Below are 22623 nucleotides of genomic sequence, written 5' to 3'. Positions count from 1 at the left end.
CAATTTTATGGCAATGTTTGGTTGGTTTTTTCTCGCAGGAGCGAATTAAAACAGCATCGGTGGATTTAATATGGGTCTAGTAATCCGATAAAAGAAGAGTAAGGGGAATCCTATGTCGCAACAGGTTGAAATGAGCCGCATGATGCTGGAAATGCGATCCATGCAAGCCGAAGCGCAAACGCGTATTCAGCCGGCAATGCCCTCTGTTAGCGAGCAGGTTGCTGGTAAAGAGAGTTCCCAGGCACCGGATTTTTCCGAGCTGTTTAAGAATGCGATCGACGCCGTCAATGGACAGCAACAGGTAGCCAATCAAATGCGAACCGCGTTCGAGCGAGGTGATGCCAATATCGATTTGCCCGACGTAATGATCGCTGCTCAAAAGGCCAGCATCTCGTTTCAGGCAATGAGCGAAGTGCGCAACAAGTTGGTCAATGCGTACGAAGACATAATGAAGATGCCGATCTAAGGCGCTAGCAACAGGACTTTGATATGGCGGCCGTAACAAGTGATGCAGGAACCGAAGTAGTGCCAACTGACACGCCAGCTGCGAGTAATGTGTTTTCATCCCTGGGCGACCTGAGTGTGATGCGCCAGGTTGGCTTAATGATTGGTCTGGCAGCCAGTGTGGCGGTCGGCTTTGCTGTCGTGCTCTGGACTCAAAAACCTGATTATCAACCGCTTTACGGTAACTTGCAGGATTTTGACTCTGCTCAGGTTGTGCAATCCTTGCAGGAAGGCAATATTCATTACCGCATCGAGCCCAATACCGGTGCAATACTCGTATCCTCGCAGGAGATTGCCAAGGCACGTATGACGTTGGCGGCGGCGGGTATTACGGGTGATCGTACCATTGGAATGGAATTGCTCGACAAAGAACAAGGGCTGGGCACCAGTCAGTTCATGGAAAATATCCGTTATCGACGTGGGCTTGAAGGGGAACTGGCGCGCACTATCGCTAGCCTGTACAACATACGTAATGCGCGAGTTCATCTGGCGATTCCGAAGCGATCCGTGTTTGTGCGTGACCCTAGAAAACCCTCAGCCTCGGTTTTTGTTGAACTCTATGGCGCTCGTGGGCTTGCTCCGCAACAGGTGACCGCCATCATGAACCTGGTCGCCTCAAGCGTGCCGGAAATGACCAGTGAAGAGGTTACCGTTGTTGATCAAAACGGTACTCTGCTATCGGTGGTTGACACCGAGAAAGAGTCAGAGCTCAAACAGGCCAATCAGCAACTCGAGTACACGAAAAAGTTAGAAGATACACTGGCTCGACGCGTGCACAATATTTTGACGCCGGTATTGGGTAACGATAATTATCAGGCGGAAGTTTCTGCCAGGGTCGATTTTACGGCGGTAGAGCAGACGTCCGAACAATACAATCCGGATGCGCCGGCTTTGCGTAGCGAACAAACTCTGGATGAGTTGCGCAGTGGTGCCCAGAACCAGGGTGGAATTCCTGGCGCACTCTCGAACCAGCCTCCCGGTGAGGTGTCCGTTCCCGAACAGGTGGAAGGTGCTGAAGGGGAAGCGGCCCAAGCTCCCCCTCAGGATTCCCGCTCTCGTGCGGCGCGTAATTTCGAGTTGGATAAGACCATTAGCCATACCCGTTTTCAACAGGGTCGTATCAGTCGCTTGTCCGTCGCGGTGGTCATCAATGATATGACGGAAGTTAATCCTGAGACGGGCGAGGTGACTCAGATTCCCTGGAGTCAAAACGATCTGGATCGTTTCACCCTCTTGGTGAAGGATGCTGTGGGCTTCGATGTCAGCAGAGGTGACAGCGTTAATGTTATTAACTCTGCGTTCCGTGCGGTGCCCGAGGAGGCCTTGCCAGAAATTCCTTTTTATACGGAACCCTGGTTCTGGGAAATTGCCAAACAGGTGGGTGGTGGTCTGTTCTTGTTAATCCTGCTGTTCGGCTTTGTGCGCCCGATGATTAAAAATATCATGAACAGCGGCGGCCCAAGTGATGCCAGCATCGGCGCGGAAGACCTTGATGCGCTGGATGCTGCTAGCGGTGGAGAAGCAGGGCTGGATGATGACCGTGTTACCCTTAGTGGCGCAGGAGGCGTATTATTACCGGGCCCCCACGAGGGCTATGAGCAACAATTAAACGCGGTCAAAGGCTTGGTTGCTGAAGACCCCGGGCGGGTTGCCCAGGTGATCAAGCAATGGGTATCAGACGATGAACGATAAACTTCCTTCGGCCACCGACCCGGTGACCAAAAACCCTGCTGAGTTGGCCAGTAAAATGGGCGGCATACAGCGCTCGGCTATTTTCCTGATGAGCTTGGGTGAGGCAGATGCTGCCGAAGTGCTTAAGCACATGGGGCCCAAGGAAGTGCAGCGTGTCGGTGCGGCCATGGCCCAGATGGAAAACATCAACCGCGAAGAAGTCGATTCGGTTTTGAAATATTTTATCGAAATTGCTCGGGAGGAAACCGGCCTTGGGGTAGGGGTCGATGGCTATATTCGTAATATGTTGACCACGGCGCTTGGTGAAGACAAAGCCAGTGGTTTGATTGATCGTATCTTACTCGGTGGCAACACTACCGGACTGGATACGCTCAAATGGATGGAAGCTCGAGCCGTTGCCGACGTGATTCGTTACGAGCACCCCCAAATACAGGCGATTGTTGTTGCTTATCTGGATTCGGATCAGGCGGCAGAAATTCTCAGCTACTTTGACCCTAAGGTTCGCCTCGATATTGTTTTGCGTGTTGCCGGATTGTCGACCGTTCAGCCAGCCGCCTTGCAGGAACTGAACGATATTCTTGAACGCCAGTTTTCTGGCCGCAGCGGTTCGCAAACCACGACTATGGGCGGCGTTAAAGTGGCCGCCGATATTATGAACTTCGTTGAGAGTTCTATTGAAGGCCAACTGATGGACTCTATTAAAGAGGTCGACGAAGACCTTTGTACCCAGATAGAAGACCTGATGTTTGTCTTCGATAATTTGGGGGATGTTGATGATCGTGGCATTCAGGCGCTGTTGCGCGAAGTCTCTTCCGATGTCTTGATCCTGGCGCTCAAAGGTGCGGATGAGAAGGTTAAGGATAAGATATTCAAGAATATGTCCAAGCGTGCTTCCGAGTTGTTAATGGATGACCTGGAAGCGAAAGGACCGGTGCGCCTGAGTGAAGTGGAAACGGCGCAAAAAGAGATTCTCACCATTGCCAGGCGTATGGCTGAGTCTGGTGAAATCGTACTGGGTGGCAAAGGCGGCGAGGAGATGCTGTAAAGATCCGCTACGGCGAGGAATAATTAATCATGACAGCGAAAACAAACCCTTTCGGTTCACTGATTCCCGCTGAAAAAATGGCAGGCGTGAAAACCGTTGTCTTGCCCGCATTTCAGGCCTCGTCCCATGTGGTGGAGCGCGAGGGAGTAGAAGAAGATCGCGCGGGGTTTCGTCGTAAGCCGAAAGCTCAAAAACATCCTGACATGGCCGTAACCCCGGAACAGCCTGCTCAGACCCAGGCGCAACAGTTGAAAGTTGCTCGTGAAGAGGCTTATGTGGAAGGCTTTGCCGAAGGCAAACAGGCGGGTTATGACGAAGGCTTTTCCCTGGGCAAGCGAGATGGTGAAAAGCAGGGTGAGAGTATTGGCATTGAAAGGGCTGAAAGGGAAGCCAGTCAACGATTTGACGCCCAGCTGAAACGCCAGGGCGATATGATTGCTGAACTGAGCCGGCAACTGGTTCATCCTATTATCGATCAGGATGAAGCCATTACCCGGGCGTTGGCAGAATTGTCATTATCCATTGCGAAAGAGGTCATCGGTCGTGAGTTGATGCTGGATTCTTCACAAATAGAGAATCTGTGCCGCGAGGCGATTAAGCAGTTGCCTCTGGATACCGATACGATTCGCGTACACATCAATCCTCATGATCAAGCGGTTGTGCAAAAACTGTGCGATGAGCTTCAGGGGGATTGGCAAATTCTCCCCGACGCCAGCCTCTCGCCAGGTGGCTGTCGCATCGAGACCAATGACAGTTTGATCGATATTTCGATCGAGAAGAAGGTTGAAATGATAGCCCAGCAGGTTGCCGAGCAGCATCTGCATACCCATGGGCAGATAGCCCAGCAGCAACAACAAAGCCTGGCCGAGGTTGAGCAGCACATTGAACTGTCTCAAGCTGAGCTGGATGAGGAACTTGCCTCCGAGCCTCAAACTCAACCGGTGGAATCTCAAGATAGCATGACAGCATCAACAGAGGATGCACTTTCTGATGAGGTGGTTGCCAGTAAATCCGGGGCATCGAATGTTGAGGTTGATAAAACGGGTTCAGAGGCGCTTGTACCGCCTTCCTCGTCACCGCCTGATGAGAATTCGCAGTGAAACGGGTTCAGTTTTCCGACCGCATGGCGGCTTATCAGAACAGCCTTACGCCCGTCTCTGATCCTGTCGTAGCTGGGCGTCTTACCCGCATGGTCGGGCTTACTCTTGAAGCGGTGGGTTGCAAGGTTTCCACCGGTAAACGCTGTCTGATTGAGACCCACGAGGGCGGCTATATTGAAGCCGTTGTGATGGGGTTCGATGACAAGCGTGTTTTTCTTATGCCACTTGAATCGGCGCCTGGAATTCAACCCGGAGCGCGCGTGATACCCCAGGAAAGTGAGAGTCTGGTGCCGGTAGGTATGGGTATGTTGGGGCGGGTCATTAATGGCTTGGGCAAGCCATTGGATGGCAAGGGTGCTCTGGATGCCGATGATTATGTGCCGCTTACGGGGGAGTCTATCAACCCGCTTAGCCGACAGCCTATCTCCGATACTCTGGATGTGGGAATACGCTCTATCAACTCATTGCTGTCGGTGGGGCGTGGGCAGCGGCTTGGTTTGTTTGCGGGCAGTGGGGTTGGTAAGAGTGTGCTGTTGGGTATGATGACCCGCTTCACCAGTGCCGATGTTACGGTTGTTGGCCTGATTGGAGAAAGGGGTCGAGAAGTTAAAGAGTTTATCGAAGAAACTCTCGGCTCTGAGGGCTTGGCCCGTTCAGTAGTGGTGGCATCACCGGCAGATGATTCACCAATGATGCGATTGCGTGGGGCCATGTTATGTACCCGGATCGCAGAATATTACCGTGACCAGGGCAAGAGCGTGTTGTTGCTTATGGATTCCCTGACCCGATACGCACAGGCTCAGCGTGAAATTGCCCTTGCGGTGGGAGAGCCCCCGGCTACCAAGGGATACCCCCCCTCTGTGTTTGCCAAATTACCGCAATTGGTTGAGCGCGCGGGTAACGGTGCCAGCGGCAGTGGCTCCATAACCGCGTTTTATACGGTATTGGCAGAGGGTGATGATCAACAGGACCCTATAGCTGATGCTTCCAGAGCCATACTGGACGGACATATTGTCTTGTCTCGACGGCTTGCGGAGGCAGGGCATTATCCAGCGATCGATATAGAAGCATCCATCAGCCGGGCTATGCCTCAAATCGTTTCTGATGAGCACCTCTCTCTGGCCCAAACCTTCAAGCATATCTACTCTTTGTATGAGAAGAATCGAGATTTGATTGCCATTGGGGCTTACAACGCCGGCAGTGATCCCATGATCGATGATGCCATAGCTCGTAACCCGGTTATGCGCAGTTTCCTGCAACAAGGCTTACGGGAAAACCTGGGTTTTGAGGATAGCCTGTCGGGATTACGTACGGTTATGGGTGACTAATGGATCTGGCCGCTCAAAGGATAGCCTTGTCTACGAGGAATGCTGAGCTGTGGAGGTGCTGTAGAGTATGAAACGATCGACTCGCATGGACACGGTGTTGCAGGTGACCGCTGCCGATGAAGAAAAAGCCGCCCAGCTTTTTAAGCAAATGAACGCTCGCTTGCACGAGGAACAGCAGAAGCTGGAACAGTTGCAGTCCTACCAGCAGGAATACCATCGACAGGTTCGGGAAAAGCAGGTCTCAAGCGTGCAGCAGCTGCAGCAGATGTCGCAATTTATCGGCAAGCTCAGTGAAGCAATTAATGAACAACAAGCTCAAATAGAAAGGGTGAATGCCCATATGCAGCAGCTTCGTCAGCACTGGATCTCTGCTCGGGGAAGAACCATGAGTATTACCCAGTTGCGCGAGAACTATCTGACTGAAGAGCGGCGCTGGGAGGAACAGCGCGAACAGAAAGAGATTGATGAGTTGGTCACGACCCGCAGTGCCCGAGGCCATAACATCAAGCGCTGAGGCTTTTATTCAGAGCGTCTTTGACGGATAGAAAGCTTGGCAGGAGCCTAACCCGACTTGATCAAAACACGTCCGGGCAGAGCGAACCCAATCGAAGTGCGATTCAAATTGCTTTACCGTCACTTTCATTTGGATCAAGTTATCCCTTTTCCTCCCTACACTATTCAGAAATGTACCGTATACAAGTTTTGGCCCACTTATTGCTATTTTGAACGTGTAACCCGACAGTGAGTACTATGTTATGCAAAACGGAACCGCACTTTTATCGTTCACGGCAACAAGACCAACCACCGATCAGACGACCGCCTCCGGGGTGATGCCCGGTTCTGGAGAAGCGCAGCCGGTTACTTTTACACCCTCGCAACTAGCTGATTTAAAAGAGAATCTTCAGGATATGTTGCCGCCAGAAGTTCTCGCGCAACTGTTCCCCGAAGGTCTTGATAACCTGAGTGATGAGCAATTTTCAGAGCTGTTGGCCCAGTTGCCGCCCTTTGTCCAGCAAGCACTACAGGCATTGCAAAGCGGCAAGGCCTTGCCGGAGGCTGAACAGCCTTTGCCGTCGGTTGGTTCGACGGATGAGAACACTGAAACGGCAGCCGCTCCGTTGGCAGCTCCGGTATCGGGGACCTACCAGGCTATCAATTCAGCCGCTGACGACGCTGAAGATAAATCGTTAGTTAGCTGGGTTCAAACATTGAGGCCCCTGTCTGGGCAGCAAGAGAAAGCGGATATAAAGTCTCGGACCGATCCACTGGCTCCCTTGGCGACGATCACCGAAACGGGTTTGCCTGATAGTCGTTCATCAGGAGAACTGGGCGCTTTACTACAGCGAAACTCATCTGAAGGCAAAGCTTTGCAGAATCCGGTATTAGCACCGATTGAAGGTCTGTCGTCGGGTGCGGATACACAGGTGCAAACCAACGTCGTTCCTATGGCTAACGGCTACGCTATTCAGACTCGTGAAGTTCAACCCGGCGGTCAGCAGCATTTGGTGACCGAAATAACCCAGCCTGTGGGGACCGCACGTTGGGGTGAAGCGGTGGTGGATAAAGTGATGTGGTTGAGCAGCCAAAACGTGCAGTCTGCCCAGATTCGTCTGGACCCTCCCGAATTGGGACCGCTGGAGGTTAAAATTAACATCAATAGTGAGCAGGCTAGCGTCGTATTTACCAGTCAGCATGGGCAAGTAAGGGATGCGCTCGAACAGCAGTTGTTGAGGCTTCGCGAAATGTTTGATCAGCAGGGGTTACAATTGGTTAATGTCGATGTATCCCAGCAAAATCTGGCTCAGCAGCAATCGACTGGGGATAGTGGGGATGCCGATTCGGGGCCTGGAGGTTCTATGACCGGGAGCTCGGAGGATGATAATGCCAATGAGGAGGCTGTTAATATGGCTGCAGGGGCCCAGAGTCTTGGCTTGGTTGATTATTACGCTTAACCCTGTGAGGGGGTAAAGCGATCAGGGCGGGTTTGGGAGCTCCGAACCCGCCCTATCTGTTTTCTGGCGTGCTTTGCTGGCAACTCCGCCACCTTCAAATTAGACTCCTATCAAGCATAAAGTGGTTCCAGGATAGCTCCGAGTTATCCAGAGGTGCCCGGCATGCAACACGAGTTGATTTTTTAATGAATCAGCAGATTTTAGTTTCGCTATGTTGGCTTGGCTTTTGCAGTAATGAGCGATATGGCGGTCTTATGACGGATAATTGACATGGCAGATGATGATCAGGCCGGTGAACAGGAAAATGGTGCAGAACAGGCATCGGGCAGTAAAAAGAAGCTCATTATATTTATTGTGCTGGCGTTATTGCTACTGGGTGGTGTTGGGGGAGGTACGACCTATTTCCTCTTGATGGGTGAGGATAAAGCTGCCGTGACTGAGACTGATGAGACTCAGGAAAGTGAAACAAGTAGTACGAAAGAAGCCTTTTATTTTGAATTAGAGGAACCCTTTATTGTCGATTTTAATGTGGGTGGTCGGCAGCGATACTTGCAGTTATATATCACTATCATGGCGCGCGAGCAGGAACCATTGAAAGTGCTGGAAACTCACTTGCCTCTAATCAGAAACAATTTGAATCTGGTTATTGGTCAGCAGGATTTTGACGCCCTGGCTTCCAATGAGGGTAAGCAAAAGCTTAAAGACGAGGCTTTGGCCTCTGTGAAGCAGATTATGGCAATGGAAACCGGCAGTGAATCTGTCGAAGCCATACTATTTACTAATTTTGTTATGCAGTAACTGATTTTTAATCAGAGATTGGTAGGGATAAATTGGACAAGTAGCTTTGATATATGAGTTTTTTCTGTTCAATTAAGAATAATGGCTCGTTGGGAAACATATCGTGCAAGATTTATTATCACAAGACGAGATAGATGCGCTACTTCACGGGGTAGATGGTGGCGATGTTGAGACTGAGACAGACGCATCACCCGATGGTATTTCATCTTATGACTTAACGAGTCAGGACCGTATTGTTCGTGGGCGAATGCCGACCCTTGAAATGATCAATGAGCGGTTTGCCCGATATACCCGTATTAGCATGTTTAATATGCTAAGAAGAAGTGCCGATGTGGCTGTTGGCGGTGTCCAGGTAATGAAGTTTGGTGAGTACGGTCATACCCTCTATGTCCCCACAAGCTTAAATTTGGTCAAGGTAAAACCTTTACGGGGTACTTCGCTTTTTATTCTGGATGCCAAGCTGGTTTTTAAGTTGGTTGACAACTTTTTTGGCGGTGAAGGTTTGCACGCCAAGATTGAGGGGCGTGAGTTTACACCGACCGAAAACAGGGTCGTGCAACTGGTGCTGGAGCAGGTCTTTATCGATTTGAAAGAGGCTTGGGCGCCAGTAATGAAGCTTGATTTCGAATACGTGAATTCTGAAGTCAATCCGGCTCTGGCAAATATCGTTAGCCCCAGTGAAGTGGTTGTGGTGAGCACCTTTCATATTGAGCTTGATGGTGGAGGCGGTGATATGCATGTCACCTTGCCCTATTCCATGATTGAGCCCATTCGGGAAGTGCTCGATGCCGGGGTGCAAAGCGATGTCGATGATCGTGATGAACGTTGGATTCGATCTTTGCGCGAAGAAATAATGTCCGCCCGGGTTGATCTGACCGCAACCGTGGTTGACCGAAAAATTGCATTGCGGGACGTGCTTGAAATGAAGGCCGGTGATGTGATTCCGGTAGAGCTGCCTGAGCATATTGTTTTACAAGCTAATGGGATACCGACCTTTAAAACCAAGCTCGGTATTTCTAGAGAAAATTTAGCATTGCAGGTTCTTGATACGATAGAGCGTCCCGGCTAGGGGAGGATTCTGTTATGGCGGATGATAATGATGAGCTTGAAACTAACGAAGAAACCGGTGGAAATGAGTCCATGAGCGAAGAAAATAATGTTGAAGAAGCCGGCGATGATCAGGCTTTGGCCGATGAATGGGCTGCAGCTCTGGAAGAGTCTGGTGATGGTGGTGATCAGGCAGATATTGATGCCTTACTCAATGAGGCCGAGAAACCTGCTCCCGCAGTTATGGATCAATTGGAAGAACCTGTTGGAGCCCAGCCTGTTTTTACCGGTAGCGAAGATGGTCCAAATCTGGATGTCATTCTTGATATTCCGGTAACCATTGCTATGGAAGTCGGTGGAACAGATATTACGATTCGAAACCTGTTGCAGCTTAATCAGGGCTCGGTCATCGAGCTGGACCGTCTGGCAGGAGAGCCTCTTGATGTTACGGTCAACGGAACCCTGATTGCACACGGAGAGGTGGTGGTTGTTAACGAGAAATTTGGCATTCGTTTAACCGATGTGGTTAGCCCTAGCGAACGCATTAAAAAGTTAAAATGATCAGTCGACTCCTTGTTATCCTGTTACTGTTTTGCTCCGGATTTTCGGTTGCCGCGGAGGAGATCAAGACCAAAACTTCACCTGAGGTTATGAGTGCAGGCTCAATGGTTCAGGTCTTGGGCGGTTTGTTGTTGGTCGTTGCGCTGATTTTTGTGATCTCCTGGTTAATGCGCAGGGTCAGCGGTATCACGGTCGGCCATGGCGGCAAGCTGAAGGTGTTAGCCGGCATACCTTTGGGTCCGAGAGATCGGCTTGTGCTGGTTAAGGTGGGGGATAAACAAATTTTGTTGGGAGCCTCTCCTGGCAGGATTAACACGCTACATGTGTTTGATGAGCCGGTGATCGAAGACAGTGATGAGCCTGCCAGTGATTTCGCTCAAAAACTGCAGGAGATCGTGAAGCGAGGCGGTGCTTCATGAGACTGTTTGGGTTCTGTTTTCTTCTAGTTGGATTATTGTTGCCCGTTCATGCACAGGCTGAAACGTTGTTGGGAGTTCCAGCGCTGACCGTGACGACCAATGCTGATGGTAACCAGGAATATACGGTCACTATTCAGATTTTAGCCATCATGACGATGCTGACTTTGCTGCCAGCCATTGTCATGATGATGACTTCATTTACCCGCATCATTATTGTTTTTTCGATTCTTCGTCAGGCCCTCGGATTGCAACAAACGCCATCCAATCAGGTCCTGCTTGGCTTGGCGCTGTTTCTTTCCTTCTTTATCATGACGCCTGTATTGGATAAGGCCAATGAGCAGGCGCTGCAGCCTTATCTGGCCGAAGAAATAGGTTCGTTGGAAGCCCTGCAGAGGGCGATGGGGCCATTCAGGTCCTTTATGCTGGCGCAAACCCGGGAGTCGGATCTGGATCTGTTTGTAAAAATATCCGGTAAAACAGATATCCCGTCTGCGATTGAAGTGCCCATGAATATTCTGGTGCCAGCCTTTGTCACCAGCGAATTAAAAACCGCCTTTCAAATCGGTTTTATGCTGTTTATTCCTTTTCTGATTATCGACCTTGTCGTGGCCAGTGTTCTGATGGCTATGGGTATGATGATGTTGTCTCCACTCATTGTTTCGTTGCCCTTTAAGATTATGTTGTTTGTGTTAGTCGATGGTTGGGCCATGGTCATTGGTACCATGGCGGCAAGTTTCGGGGTGTAGCCAATGACTCCGGAAATGGCAATTGATCTGTTCCGCGACGCGCTGTTTATTATTGTCCAGATGGTAGCCATTATCGTTGTGCCCAGTTTGTTCGTTGGTTTAATGGTGAGTGTCTTCCAGGCAGCCACTCAAATTAACGAGCAAACCCTGAGTTTTCTACCTCGATTGTTGGTTACCCTGATTACCATCATGCTTGCCGGCCCCTGGTTGTTACGCCGCTTGATGGATTTTTTTACCGACTTGTTTAATTCTATTCCTTTTATGATTGGTTAAAGCCCCATGATCGAACTGTCCACACAGGAGATCAGTGGTTGGGTTAGCCATTTGATGTGGCCACTGTTTCGTATCGCAAGTTTGTTTATGGTGATGCCCATTATTGGTACTCAGTTGGTTCCTACGCGTGTGAGGTTGCTGTTTGCTATTGCCGTCACGGCTCTGGTTGCCCCGATGCTACCGGATATGCCGGAATACGATGTACTTTCTTTAGCTTCCTGGGTGATTACGGCACAGCAAGTCTTAATCGGTAGTCTGATGGGCTTTGTTCTGCAGTTGTTTTTCCATACGTTTGCCTTGGCCGGGCAGATGATTGCCATGCAGATGGGATTGGGTTTTGCCTCGTTAAATGACCCGGCCAATGGCGTCAATGTGGCGGCGGTGGGTCAGATGTATCTGATGCTGGTGACCCTGCTGTTTCTTGCCATGAACGGTCACCTGGTTGTTATTCAAGTAGTGGTAGACAGTTTTTTGACTCTACCTGTCGGGCAGTTTTTGTCGTTTCAAAGCCTGTACGAAATAGTCGTCTGGTTTGGCTGGATCTTTGGTAGTGCCTTGTTGATCGCGATTCCTGCCATGAGTGCACTATTGATTGTAAACCTCACCTTCGGAGTGATGACAAAATCCGCACCTCAGCTTAACGTCTTTGCCCTCGGCTTTCCCATGACTCTTATTTTTGGTCTTTTTATCATCTGGGTCGCAGTATCCGGTTTTCTATCTCAGTATTCGCAAATGGCGGAGTCGGCACTCTTTGTGCTTAAGAACCTTGTCGGTGTCCAATAGTTGACGGGGTTAGTGCCACATGGCAGAGCAGCAAGACAGTAGTCAGGATCGTTCGGAGGAGCCCACCGAAAAGCGAATGCGTGACGCTCGTGAGGAGGGGCAAGTACCCCGATCCAAAGAGCTGACTACCATGCTATTGCTGTTGGTTGGTAGCGGTACACTGTTTGCCTCTGCTGCTTTGATTGGTGGAAATATTGGTTCCGTCATGCGGTTCAACTTTTCTCTCGAGCGTGAAGCGGCTTTTGACACCTCGCTTATGATGCACCACCTGGGTGTTTCATTGGTCGAATCCACAACGTCACTCATTCCTTTTTTTATTGCCATGATGTTGGTCTCTTTACTGAGTCCTTTGGCGCTTGGCGGCTGGTTGCTGAGTGGTAAGGCGGTGATGCCAAAATTCAGTCGCATGGACCCTTTGAAAGGGCTTAAGCGAATGTTTTCGGCCAAGTCTTTGATCGAGCTGATAAAGTCGATCGCCAAAGTGGCGGTCGTTGCAACAGTGTCGATACTGGTGTTGTTATCGAAACGTGAGGACTTGCTGGGTATTGGTAAAGAATCGATCCCTCAAGCGATTGCCCACAGTTTGTCGGTGTTGGGTTGGTCGGTGATGGGAATGAGTGCGAGCCTGATATTGATCGCCCTGATCGATATTCCATTTCAAATCTGGGATCACCGCAAGCAATTGATGATGACCAAGCAAGAGGTTAAAGACGAGTTTAAGAATACGGAAGGTAAACCCGAAGTAAAAAGCCGGATTCGACAACTGCAACGGGAGATGGCCGAGAGTCGCATGATGGCGGATGTTCCCCAGGCCGATGTGGTCATTACCAACCCCACCCATTTTGCTATTGCGATCAAGTACGACGCTACCAAAGCAGATGCTCCCTATGTTTTGGCGAAAGGCGTTGAAGAGGTCGCGTTCAAGATTCGTGAGGTCGCCGAAGGGAATGACGTCAGCATTATCGAATCTCCGACCCTGGCGCGTGCGATCTATTTTACGACTCGTATTGGTCAGCAAATCCCGGCGGGGCTTTATGTCGCGGTGGCTCAGGTGCTGGCTTACGTCTTCCAGCTGCGGCGACATCGTGAGGGTGTAGGGGAGACTGCTCCAGTTCAGCCTGATTTTCCGGTGCCGGATGATTTACAGCGTGACGTTGACGGGCAGCCTGTGGATACCGAGGAATAACGGCATTCTGCGGCCAGAAATCCATGATTTTTTGCGCTCCAGCGTAACCTTCTCTTTAACAGAATTTTCTGAAGGGTCTCGACTTTATTGCACAGTTCTGTGGGATCCTGGATGCTCTTGAAAGCCACAAGCCATGCGGCTCAATCAGGCCTGTTTTTGCAGGCGGCTGAATTTCTGCCTGCGTTGACACTGATGGGTTATAAGTTGGCCCCCATCGATTATTGATCAAACATAAACGCCTTTTTTCGTCTGACATTGATTGCCTCTTAAGCGAAAGCTATCAGTCAGCTAGATATTTTACGAGATTCAGTAAAACAGGAAGACTTTTTGCATAACCCTGCCTATAGCTAAAAAACGTCATGGCTTTGACGGATTCTATTGGGGATTTTTGTGGATAGAGCAGTGCTTTTGGGTAATATGAAAACGCTGGGGCAGGGCAGCCTGGGGGTGCCTCTGCTGCTGTTAGTCGTGTTAGGTATGATGACCCTGCCGGTCCCCCCCTTTTTGTTGGACGTTTTATTTACCTTTAACATTGCACTGGCACTGGTTGTTTTGCTGGTTAGTGTATATGCCTTACGACCGCTCGATTTTGCCGTTTTTCCGACTATTTTGCTGGTGGCGACCCTGCTTCGCCTGGCGCTCAATGTTGCTTCGACACGGGTGGTATTACTTCACGGTCATTCGGGGGGTGATGCCGCAGGAAAGGTGATTGAGGCCTTTGGTGAAGTGGTGATTGGCGGTAACTATGTGGTTGGTCTGGTGGTCTTTGCGATTTTGATGATCATCAACTTTGTCGTAGTCACCAAGGGTGCCGGGCGTATTTCTGAAGTCAGCGCACGTTTCACCCTGGACGCTATGCCGGGTAAGCAGATGGCCATCGATGCGGACCTGAATTCCGGCCTGATACAGCAAGAAGAAGCTCGTACGCGCCGTGAAGAGGTGGGGCAGGAAGCCGATTTCTACGGTTCCATGGATGGTGCCAGTAAGTTTGTTCGGGGCGATGCGGTTGCCGGCTTACTGATCCTGTTTATCAATATCATCGGTGGTCTCAGTATCGGTATGCTGCAGCATGGCCTGACCTTTGATACCGCCTTGCAAAACTATTCCCTGTTAACCATTGGTGACGGCTTGGTTGCTCAAATTCCGTCGCTGTTACTTTCAACTGCATCGGCCATCATGGTGACTCGGGTCTCCGATTCCCAGGAGATGGGCAGCCAGATTACTCAGCAGATGTTTAATTCGCCAAGGGCTCTGGCGGTAGCCGCTGCAATTTTGCTGATCATGGGCTCTATTCCCGGTATGCCTCATGTGGCTTTTATTGGTTTGGGTTTGCTGGCCGCAGGTGGTGCCTGGTTTATCTACCGTAAAAATATGCAGGGTGAAGCGGATGCTGCTACTGAAGAGCAGGAGAAGCTGCAGTTGGAACAGCAACAACAAGAACAACAATCAACCGAGGGGCGTGAGCTAGGCTGGGATGATGTCAGCCCGGTGGATATGGTCGGGCTGGAGGTCGGCTACCGCCTGATCCCCCTGGTCGATAAAACTCAGGGCGGGGAACTGCTGGGGCGGATCAAGGGGGTACGTAAAAAGCTATCGCAGGAGTTGGGCTTTTTGGTGCCGTCGGTACATATTCGAGACAATCTCGACCTGTTACCGAATGTCTATCGCATTACCCTGATGGGGGTAACGATCAGCGAAGCTGAGGTTCACCCGGACCGGGATCTGGCGATCAATCCCGGGCAGGTCTTTGGTGCCTTACAGGGGATAGAGGGTAAGGATCCCGCATTTGGGCTGGATGCGGTATGGATTGAACGAGGCCAGCGAGAACAGGCGCAAACCCTCGGCTACACCGTGGTAGATGCGTCCACTGTGGTCGCGACCCACCTTAACCAGGTGATGAATAAGCATGCTCACGAGCTACTAGGGCATGAAGAAGTGCAGCATCTGCTTGATTTGCTGGCTCGCCAATCGCCCAAGCTCGCCGAAGATTTGGTGCCGAACAAGATGACCGTGAGTACGCTGCTTAAGGTGCTTCAAAACCTGTTGGTTGAACAGGTCGCGATCCGGGATATTAGAACCATCGCCGAAGCTTTGGCGGATCAAGCGGCGCAGAGTCAAGATCCCGCCACTTTAACGGCAATAGCCCGAGTGGCACTGGCACGCTCTATCGTACAGAGTATCGTAGGTTTGGAGCCCCAGGTGCCTGTTATTACCCTGGATCCATCATTGGAACAGATTTTGCTGCAATCAGTACAGCAAGCCAGGCAAAGCGGTGCGGCTCCTGATGAAGGGGTTGTGCTGGAGCCGGGAATGGCGGAGAAGTTGCAGCAATCCCTCGTAGAGGCAGCGCAACGGCAAGAGTTGGCAGGTAAACCCGTTGTCTTGTTGGTTGCCGCTCCGATCAGACCTTTATTGGCTCGCTTTGCTCGTTACGGTGTGGCTGCAATGCATGTGCTTTCTTATCAGGAAATTCCGGATAACAAGCAGATCACCATAGAAGGCACCGTAGGACAATAATCAACCATGCCTGGCACAAGCCAGGTGGTATCGGCAGGTGAACATATGAAGATTAAACGCTACTTTGCATCTGACATGAGACAGGCCATGAAGCTGGTCAAAGATGATCTGGGTGACGATGCTGCTATCCTGTCCCAGCGCTCGGTTACGGGTGGGGTAGAGGTTTCGGCGTCGCTGGATGCCAACCTGCCTCGTAGCGATGCCTTTGGTCCCAGCGGTCACCGCGCTACTCTTGATAATGCCTTGGCAGAGGCCCGTAAAAAAGTCTCTGTTGCTGAGCGAGGAGGGGCTGCTACCCAATCTTCGGATCAATTTGGTGCCTCGGATGTGGCTTCTGAAGCAGCGGTTAAACGAACCCTGGAGTCCATTCAGTCGGCGCGAAGTACGGCAGCGCCTTCCCGTCCATCGGGTAATGCGCGGGGGCAGCAACAGACTCTTGAATCCATGCGCGATGAATTGAATGATATGAAAGCGCTGTTGCAGCAACAACTTGGTGGTGTTGCCTGGGGGCAATTTGTTGACCGTACACCGCAGCAGGCTATGTTTTGGCGTCGATTAAGCGGCATGGGGTTGTCATCAACACTGTGCAATCAATTGATAAAGATCATTGAGCCGCAGGCTTCAGCGGCTCATAATTGGCGGCGAATTCTTGCCGCTTTGGCTCGTCAGCTTTCAACCACCCAGAAAAATCTGGTGATGGAAGGAGGCATTTTCGCGTTTATCGGCCCTACTGGTTCTGGCAAAACGACCACCATAGGTAAGTTGGCCACCCAATACGTTCTGGAGCATGGGCCCGAGCAAGTAGCTCTGGTGACCACGGATTGCTATCGGGTGGGGGCTTCCGAGCAGGTGAAGGCGCTGGGCCGCATCCTTAATGTGACAGTTCGGGTGGTTGATGATCCGAGACGATTGCAAGAGACAGTAGACAGTTTGAGTGGTAAGTCCCTGGTGCTGATCGATACGGCAGGGCTAAACCATCAAGATCCTAATCTGCAACTACAATTAAGCGTGCTCCATGAAGTAAGGCCAATGGTGCGCAGTCTGCTGGTTTTAGCGTGCACCAGTCAGCAGCAGGTTATTCGAGCTGCGTATCATACATACGGCAAAGCCAGGTTGGTTGGGACAGTACTGACGAAGCTTGATGAAGCATCCAGCCTGGGAGAAGCCATTAGTCTGGTGGCCGAGCATGGTTTGCCAGTATCCTATCTGGCTGATGGGCAGCGAATTCCGGAAGATGTTTGTCTGGCGAAAGCTCATAATTTGATCAGTCGGGCGGTGGCTATATCGGAGCAATTACCGGAAGATGATGAAAAAATGATCAATGAGTTTGCGGTTAGCCAAAGGCGGGATTTCCAGCCCGCGGCTCGCTATGTAAGTTAAGGTATTGAAGCTAGACTGGGTACAAGCGTACAGAGGTTAGCAGTGATAAAAGCCGACAGAGGCTTCAGCGGGAATACTGATAATGGTGGAAGCAATCTATGGGTAATCAACAGCCTGTGCAAGTGATAGCTGTGACAGGTGGTAAAGGCGGTGTTGGTAAAACCAATGTCTCGGTGAATATCAGTATCGCACTGGCGGAGATGGGTCGCCGGGTTATGTTATTTGATGCTGACCTGGGGTTGGCTAACGTTGATGTGCTGCTAGGCTTGTCTGCCAGCAAAAACCTTGAAGATGTGATGGCAGGCCGTTGTGACCTGCGCGAGATTCTGCTCAACGGTCCCGGTGGGATCAAGATCATTCCTGCCTCTTCGGGTGCCCAGTCGATGACCGAGCTGAGCCCTCAGCAGCATGCCGGGATGATCAGTGCATTTAGCGACCTGAGCGGCCAGCTGGATGTCCTGATCGTTGATACTGCGGCAGGTATTTCGGACAACGTGATCAGTTTTGTACGCGCTGCCCAGGAGGTCGTTATCGTTGTAACGGACGAACCGACGTCAATTACCGATGCCTACGCGCTTATCAAACTGTTGAATCGTGACTATAACCTGATGCGTTTCAGGGTTGTGGCGAATATGGTTCGTTCTCCCCAGGAGGGGAGAAACCTCTACAATAAGCTGGTGAATGTCACGGATCGTTTTCTTGATGTGGCTTTGCAATATATCGGGGCTGTGCCTTTCGACGAAGCGGTCCGTAAAGCCGTACAAAGGCAAAAAGCGGTTATGGAGGCGTACCCCAGAAGTAAGGCGTCGCTGGCTTTGAAGGCATTGGCGCAAAAAATTGACGCCTTGCCTTTGCCCACTTCATCCAGGGGGCACCTGGAATTCTTTGTTGAAAGCCTGGTGGCTGGTGAGCACGGGGCTTAATCATGGTAGCAGTAGCGGAAGGACTGGGGATGTATACCGATAATCAGGCCGAATCGCTGAATATTCTTGTAGAGCGGCATTCGCCGTTGGTGAAGCGTATTGCCCATCATTTGGCGGCCCGACTGCCTGCCAGTGTGCAGGTCGATGATCTTATTCAGTCAGGAATGATTGGCTTGCTTGAGGCCGCACGTAAATACGATGGTTCAAAAGGGGCGGCATTCGAAACCTATGCTGGCATTCGAATTCGTGGTGCGATGCTCGATGAGGTGAGAAAAGGCGACTGGGTGCCACGTTCGGTACACCGCAATGGTCGCCGTGTGGCGGAGGCCGTGAAGTCTGTTGAATCTCGATTGGGGCGTGACGCTAAAGATAATGAAATAGCGGCCGAACTACAGATTAGTATCGACGAATATCACTCGATGCTAAATGACTGCATGGGGAGTCGCCTGTTCAGTTTTGACGATTTGCTTGATAGTGAAGACAGCCATCACGAAGGAGCGTTGTTATCGCCAGACATTGATCTTCCCCATGAGGGTGTTCAGACCGACCGGTTTTTGAAGGCCCTGGAAGAGGCGATCACCACGCTGCCAGAACGTGAACAGCTGCTGCTTTCTCTATACTACGACGAAGAGATGAATTTGAAAGAAGTGGGGGCTGTACTTGGTGTGAGCGAGTCCAGAGTAAGTCAATTACATAGCCAGGCGGCTCTGAGATTGCGATCCCGGCTTGAAGGGTGGGTGTCAGATTTGGGGTAATCCTTTCATTCACCAACTAGACTTGTAGAATATAGTGTTTTGAACACACTAAACATAGAGGTTTGACGGAGGCCGGTTTGGACAAAAATATGAAGATCCTTATTGTGGATGATTTTTCTACAATGAGACGCATCATCAAGAATCTTCTTCGAGACCTGGGGTTTACCAATACTTCAGAGGCTGACGATGGTCAGACGGCGTTGCCGATGCTGCAAAGTGGGGATTTCGATTTTCTGGTCACCGACTGGAATATGCCCGGCATGACGGGTATCGATCTGCTTCGCGCGGTACGGGCCGATGCCAAGTTGAACACGCTTCCGGTATTGATGGTTACGGCGGAGGCCAAGCGCGATCAGATAATTGAAGCCGCACAAGCGGGTGTTAACGGATATGTAGTCAAACCGTTTACTGCCCAGGCGTTGAAAGAGAAGATCGAAAAGATCTTTGAACGGGTTGATGCCGGGGGTTGATAAGGGCTGTATATGACGCTTTTCACACACGATAGGGACACTACCGAATTGGAATCAGATCTTAAAGTTCAAGCGCAAAAACTGGTCGAGCTGCTCGAATCCGGTGATGTTTCTTCAGCTGTTAATGTTATCCAAGAGCTGAATGAGATGCGTGATCAGAGCCTTTATCAGGAAGTGGGCAGGTTGACTCGTGCATTGCATGAATCGCTTATGAACTTCCATATTGATTCTGGTATTACCGGGAAGGATCAAGAAGAGATCTCCCACATGGCCGATGCGTCCGATCGCCTAAGCTATGTCACGCAAATGACTGAAAGTGCAGCCAACAAAACGATGGATATTGTTGAAAATTGTACGCCAACGGCGGCTGAACTCGGAGTTGAAGCTAAGGCCTTGGGGCTTGAGTGGAAGCGATTTATTAATCGCGAGATCTCCCCCGATGAATTTAGAGTGTTGAGCAAGAAAATTGGTCCTTTTCTTGAGGCAACTGAACAACGTTCGACTGACCTGGGTAACAGCCTTAATGACATTATTATGGCGCAGGATTACCAGGACTTGACTGGGCAGGTCATTAAGCGGGTGGTCAGCCTTGTATCTGAAATTGAAGACAGCCTTGTCCATCTTGTTCGTATGGCGGGTAAAGTTGATCAAATGACGGGAATTGAACATGAAGATATGCAGAAGAAACCTGCTGTATCCAGTGTTGAGGCCGAAGGTCCACAGATCAACAAAGAGCATCGAGAAGACGTTGTTTCAGGGCAGGATGAAGTTGATGATCTTCTGTCCAGTCTAGGGTTCTAAGGAGCACTGTATGAGTTTTGAGGCCGACGAAGAGATCCTGCAAGACTTCCTTGTCGAAGCGGGTGAAATCCTTGAGTTGTTATCGGAGCAGTTGGTTGATCTTGAAAACCAGCCGGATGATATGGATCTCTTGAACGCAATTTTTCGCGGCTTCCATACGGTAAAGGGGGGGGCAGGTTTTCTCTCCCTGAATCCTCTGGTTGAATGTTGCCATATTGCTGAAAATGTTTTCGACATTCTCAGAAATGGACAGCGTCAAGTGACGCCTGAATTGATGGATGTTGTTCTTCAGGCGCTGGACTCAGTCAATGTCATGTTCACAGAGGTTCGTGAGCGTGAAGAACCAACGCCCGCCGACCCGGAATTACTGCGCCAACTCTCTCTTATGGCCCAGCCAGAATCAGAAACAGCGGAAGAAGCCGCTGTTGAAGAACCTGCGGTTGAAGTTGCTCCTGCCGTCACAGAAGCGGTTGCCCCCGCGGCAGATAACCAGTCTGCGAATGATAATAGTGATATCAGTGATGATGAGTTTGAGCAACTGCTTGATGCTATTCAGGATGATCAACCTGCCAAGCCTGAAGCTTCAGCGGAGGGCTTATTTCAGCCTGGCACTGAAGTATCATCGACAGGCTCTAATGACGAAATAACCGATGATGAATTTGAGGCTTTGCTCGATAAGCTGCATGGTGATAATCCCATAGCTGGCGCTGAAAATACCGCGCCTCCTGCTGCTTCTCCTGCCAACAGTAATAGCGACGAAATTACGGATGATGAATTCGAGGCTTTGCTGGATCAATTACACGGCGATTCTGCTCCAGGCGAGAGTGCAGTGAGTCCTGCGACTCCGGAGCCGACACCCATTGCCAAGTCTGGCGACGGTGATGAAATATCCGATTCTGAGTTTGAAGATTTGCTCGATCAGCTGCACGGTCAAGGTAAAGGGCCTGCGGCTAAAGCTCCTGAGACAGCAAAAGAAATACCAGAAAAATCGGTTAAAAAGCCACCGGAGCCCGTAGCTAAATCTGCGCCCAAGGCCGCCGTAAAAACGCCTGCAAAGGCAGCCGCCAAGACACCAGCAAAAGCCAAAGAAGCAGCCCCGCCAGCTGAAACAACCGTACGGGTTGATACGGCTCGGCTGGACGATATTATGAATATGGTCGGCGAGCTGGTTTTAGTGCGTAACCGCCTGGTAAGGCTTGGACTCAATAACAATGATGAGTCATTATCGAAAGCCGTCGCTAACCTGGATGTGGTAACTGCAGACCTGCAGCTTTCTGTGATGAAAACGCGGATGCAACCGATCAAAAAAGTGTTTGGTCGTTTTCCTCGTGTGGTTAGAGACTTGGCACGCAACCTGAAGAAAGAGATTAATCTGCAGCTTGAGGGCGAAGAGACTGATCTCGATAAGAATTTGGTAGAAGCCTTGGCCGACCCCTTGGTTCACCTCGTTCGGAATTCGGTTGATCATGGTATCGAAAGCCCGGAAATAAGAGAGTCAGCGGGTAAGGATCGTAAGGGTAATGTGATCCTTGCTGCCGAACAGGAAGGTGATCATATACTTCTTTCCATCGCCGACGATGGCGCTGGTATGAACCCCGATAAATTGAGAGCGTTAGCGGTCGAGCGTGGTCTCTATGACCAGGATGCTGCTGACCGTTTATCCGATACTGAATGCTTCAACCTGATATTTGCGCCTGGATTTTCAACCAAGAAAGAGATCTCCGACGTGTCAGGTCGGGGAGTGGGAATGGATGTGGTGAAGACCAAAATTTCCCAGCTCAATGGTATTATTGATATTCAATCTGAAGCGGGAAAGGGCACAACCATCCAGATAAAAGTGCCTTTGACTCTTGCGATTATGCCGACGTTGATGGTGATGTTGGATCAACAAGCGTTTGCGCTCCCTCTTGTCAGTGTTAATGAAATTTTCCACCTTGATCTATCTAAAACAAACGTCGTCGATGGTCAGGAAGTCGTGATTGTTCGTGATAAGGCACTGCCATTATTTTACCTCAAGCGTTGGTTGGTCGAAGCCGGTGTGGTTAGTGGTGGCGATTCAGATGAAGGTGCAGAAGCCCATGTCGTGATTGTGTCTGTCGGCACTCAACGGGTAGGCTTTGTCGTCGATCAGCTGGTGGGGCAGGAAGAAGTGGTTATTAAACCTTTAGGATCGATGTTGCATGGCACCCCTGGTATGGCGGGTGCAACAATAACCGGTGACGGTCGCATTGCACTGATTTTAGATGTCCCAAGTATGCTGAAGCATTACGCACGCAAACTATAAACCTTTTATGTACTGCGGGTTCTTGTACTAAACCCGTTAGCCATGACAGATGATTGGAG

22 protein-coding genes are annotated in these 22623 nt (G+C 50.5%); all 22 read left to right on the top strand.

The window, feature by feature from the left end; genetic code table 11:
- Positions 1-112: 112 nt before the first annotated feature.
- The 22 genes from fliE to MIB40_RS02985 all read left to right on the top strand — a co-directional run bounded on the left by fliE (position 113) and on the right by MIB40_RS02985 (position 22564).
- Complete coding sequence (fliE, locus tag MIB40_RS03090) at positions 113-466, top strand: flagellar hook-basal body complex protein FliE (protein WP_249690684.1); 354 nt, start codon at positions 113-115, stop codon at positions 464-466.
- Positions 467-489: 23 nt separating this feature from the next.
- Positions 490-2196, top strand: a complete 1707-nt coding sequence (fliF, locus tag MIB40_RS03085) for a flagellar basal-body MS-ring/collar protein FliF (protein WP_249690682.1) — start codon at positions 490-492, stop codon at positions 2194-2196.
- Between the two features lie 55 nt (positions 2197-2251).
- A complete protein-coding gene (gene fliG, locus MIB40_RS03080; protein ID WP_249690796.1) occupies positions 2252-3241 on the top strand; it encodes a flagellar motor switch protein FliG in 990 nt (329 codons plus the stop codon).
- Between the two features lie 29 nt (positions 3242-3270).
- Positions 3271-4341 (top strand): flagellar assembly protein FliH, encoded by a 1071-nt coding sequence (locus MIB40_RS03075; RefSeq protein WP_249690672.1) that lies wholly within the window; start codon positions 3271-3273, stop codon positions 4339-4341.
- Between the two features lie 23 nt (positions 4342-4364).
- Positions 4365-5669: a flagellar protein export ATPase FliI gene (gene fliI, locus MIB40_RS03070; RefSeq protein ID WP_249690794.1), complete on the top strand. Its 1305-nt coding sequence runs from the start codon at positions 4365-4367 to the stop codon at positions 5667-5669.
- A 67-nt stretch (positions 5670-5736) separates the two neighbouring features.
- The gene (fliJ, locus tag MIB40_RS03065) at positions 5737-6183 is read left to right on the top strand and encodes a flagellar export protein FliJ (RefSeq protein WP_249690670.1); all 447 of its coding nucleotides are present in this window, start codon (positions 5737-5739) and stop codon (positions 6181-6183) included.
- A 241-nt stretch (positions 6184-6424) separates the two neighbouring features.
- Positions 6425-7621, top strand: a complete 1197-nt coding sequence (locus MIB40_RS03060; RefSeq protein ID WP_249690668.1) for a flagellar hook-length control protein FliK — start codon at positions 6425-6427, stop codon at positions 7619-7621.
- A gap of 270 nt (positions 7622-7891) precedes the next feature.
- Positions 7892-8419, top strand: a complete 528-nt coding sequence (locus MIB40_RS03055; protein ID WP_249690666.1) for a flagellar basal body-associated FliL family protein — start codon at positions 7892-7894, stop codon at positions 8417-8419.
- 103 nt (positions 8420-8522) lie between these two features.
- Positions 8523-9488, top strand: a complete 966-nt coding sequence (gene fliM / locus MIB40_RS03050) for a flagellar motor switch protein FliM (RefSeq protein WP_249690664.1) — start codon at positions 8523-8525, stop codon at positions 9486-9488.
- Positions 9489-9502: 14 nt separating this feature from the next.
- Complete coding sequence (gene fliN / locus MIB40_RS03045; protein WP_406566429.1) at positions 9503-10027, top strand: flagellar motor switch protein FliN; 525 nt, start codon at positions 9503-9505, stop codon at positions 10025-10027.
- Positions 10024-10446, top strand: coding sequence for a flagellar biosynthetic protein FliO (gene fliO / locus MIB40_RS03040; protein WP_249690663.1), 423 nt, complete (start codon positions 10024-10026; stop codon positions 10444-10446). Before fliN ends, fliO begins: the two co-directional genes overlap by 4 nt.
- Positions 10443-11192, top strand: coding sequence for a flagellar type III secretion system pore protein FliP (fliP, locus tag MIB40_RS03035; RefSeq protein ID WP_249690660.1), 750 nt, complete (start codon positions 10443-10445; stop codon positions 11190-11192). The genes fliO and fliP overlap by 4 nt, the downstream gene beginning before the upstream one ends.
- 3 nt (positions 11193-11195) lie before the next feature.
- Entirely contained in the window at positions 11196-11465 is a 270-nt protein-coding gene (fliQ, locus tag MIB40_RS03030; protein ID WP_249690659.1) for a flagellar biosynthesis protein FliQ, read from the top strand.
- Positions 11466-11471: 6 nt separating this feature from the next.
- Entirely contained in the window at positions 11472-12248 is a 777-nt protein-coding gene (fliR, locus tag MIB40_RS03025; RefSeq protein WP_249690657.1) for a flagellar biosynthetic protein FliR, read from the top strand.
- Positions 12249-12267: 19 nt separating this feature from the next.
- A complete protein-coding gene (gene flhB / locus MIB40_RS03020) occupies positions 12268-13434 on the top strand; it encodes a flagellar biosynthesis protein FlhB (RefSeq protein ID WP_249690655.1) in 1167 nt (388 codons plus the stop codon).
- A gap of 417 nt (positions 13435-13851) precedes the next feature.
- Positions 13852-15951: a flagellar biosynthesis protein FlhA gene (gene flhA / locus MIB40_RS03015; RefSeq protein WP_249690790.1), complete on the top strand. Its 2100-nt coding sequence runs from the start codon at positions 13852-13854 to the stop codon at positions 15949-15951.
- Positions 15952-15996: 45 nt separating this feature from the next.
- Positions 15997-17331 (top strand): flagellar biosynthesis protein FlhF, encoded by a 1335-nt coding sequence (flhF, locus tag MIB40_RS03010; protein ID WP_249690653.1) that lies wholly within the window; start codon positions 15997-15999, stop codon positions 17329-17331.
- Positions 17332-17429: 98 nt separating this feature from the next.
- Positions 17430-18254 carry a MinD/ParA family protein gene (locus MIB40_RS03005; RefSeq protein WP_249690651.1) on the top strand — a complete coding sequence of 275 codons (825 nt, stop codon included), beginning with the start codon at positions 17430-17432 and terminating at the stop codon, positions 18252-18254.
- 29 nt (positions 18255-18283) lie between these two features.
- Positions 18284-19009 carry an RNA polymerase sigma factor FliA gene (locus MIB40_RS03000; protein WP_319941614.1) on the top strand — a complete coding sequence of 242 codons (726 nt, stop codon included), beginning with the start codon at positions 18284-18286 and terminating at the stop codon, positions 19007-19009.
- An 89-nt stretch (positions 19010-19098) separates the two neighbouring features.
- Complete coding sequence (locus MIB40_RS02995; RefSeq protein ID WP_454892280.1) at positions 19099-19479, top strand: chemotaxis response regulator CheY; 381 nt, start codon at positions 19099-19101, stop codon at positions 19477-19479.
- Between the two features lie 48 nt (positions 19480-19527).
- The gene (locus tag MIB40_RS02990) at positions 19528-20280 is read left to right on the top strand and encodes a protein phosphatase CheZ (RefSeq protein ID WP_249690645.1); all 753 of its coding nucleotides are present in this window, start codon (positions 19528-19530) and stop codon (positions 20278-20280) included.
- A 10-nt stretch (positions 20281-20290) separates the two neighbouring features.
- Positions 20291-22564: a chemotaxis protein CheA gene (locus MIB40_RS02985; protein ID WP_249690643.1), complete on the top strand. Its 2274-nt coding sequence runs from the start codon at positions 20291-20293 to the stop codon at positions 22562-22564.
- Positions 22565-22623: the final 59 nt, after the last annotated feature.

The organism is Aestuariirhabdus haliotis, from assembly GCF_023509475.1.
GTDB classification, from domain to species: Bacteria; Pseudomonadota; Gammaproteobacteria; order Pseudomonadales; family Aestuariirhabdaceae; genus Aestuariirhabdus; species Aestuariirhabdus haliotis.
The sequence above is the reverse complement of the archived record's forward strand: the minus strand, read 5'-3'. Positions and strand labels throughout refer to the sequence as shown.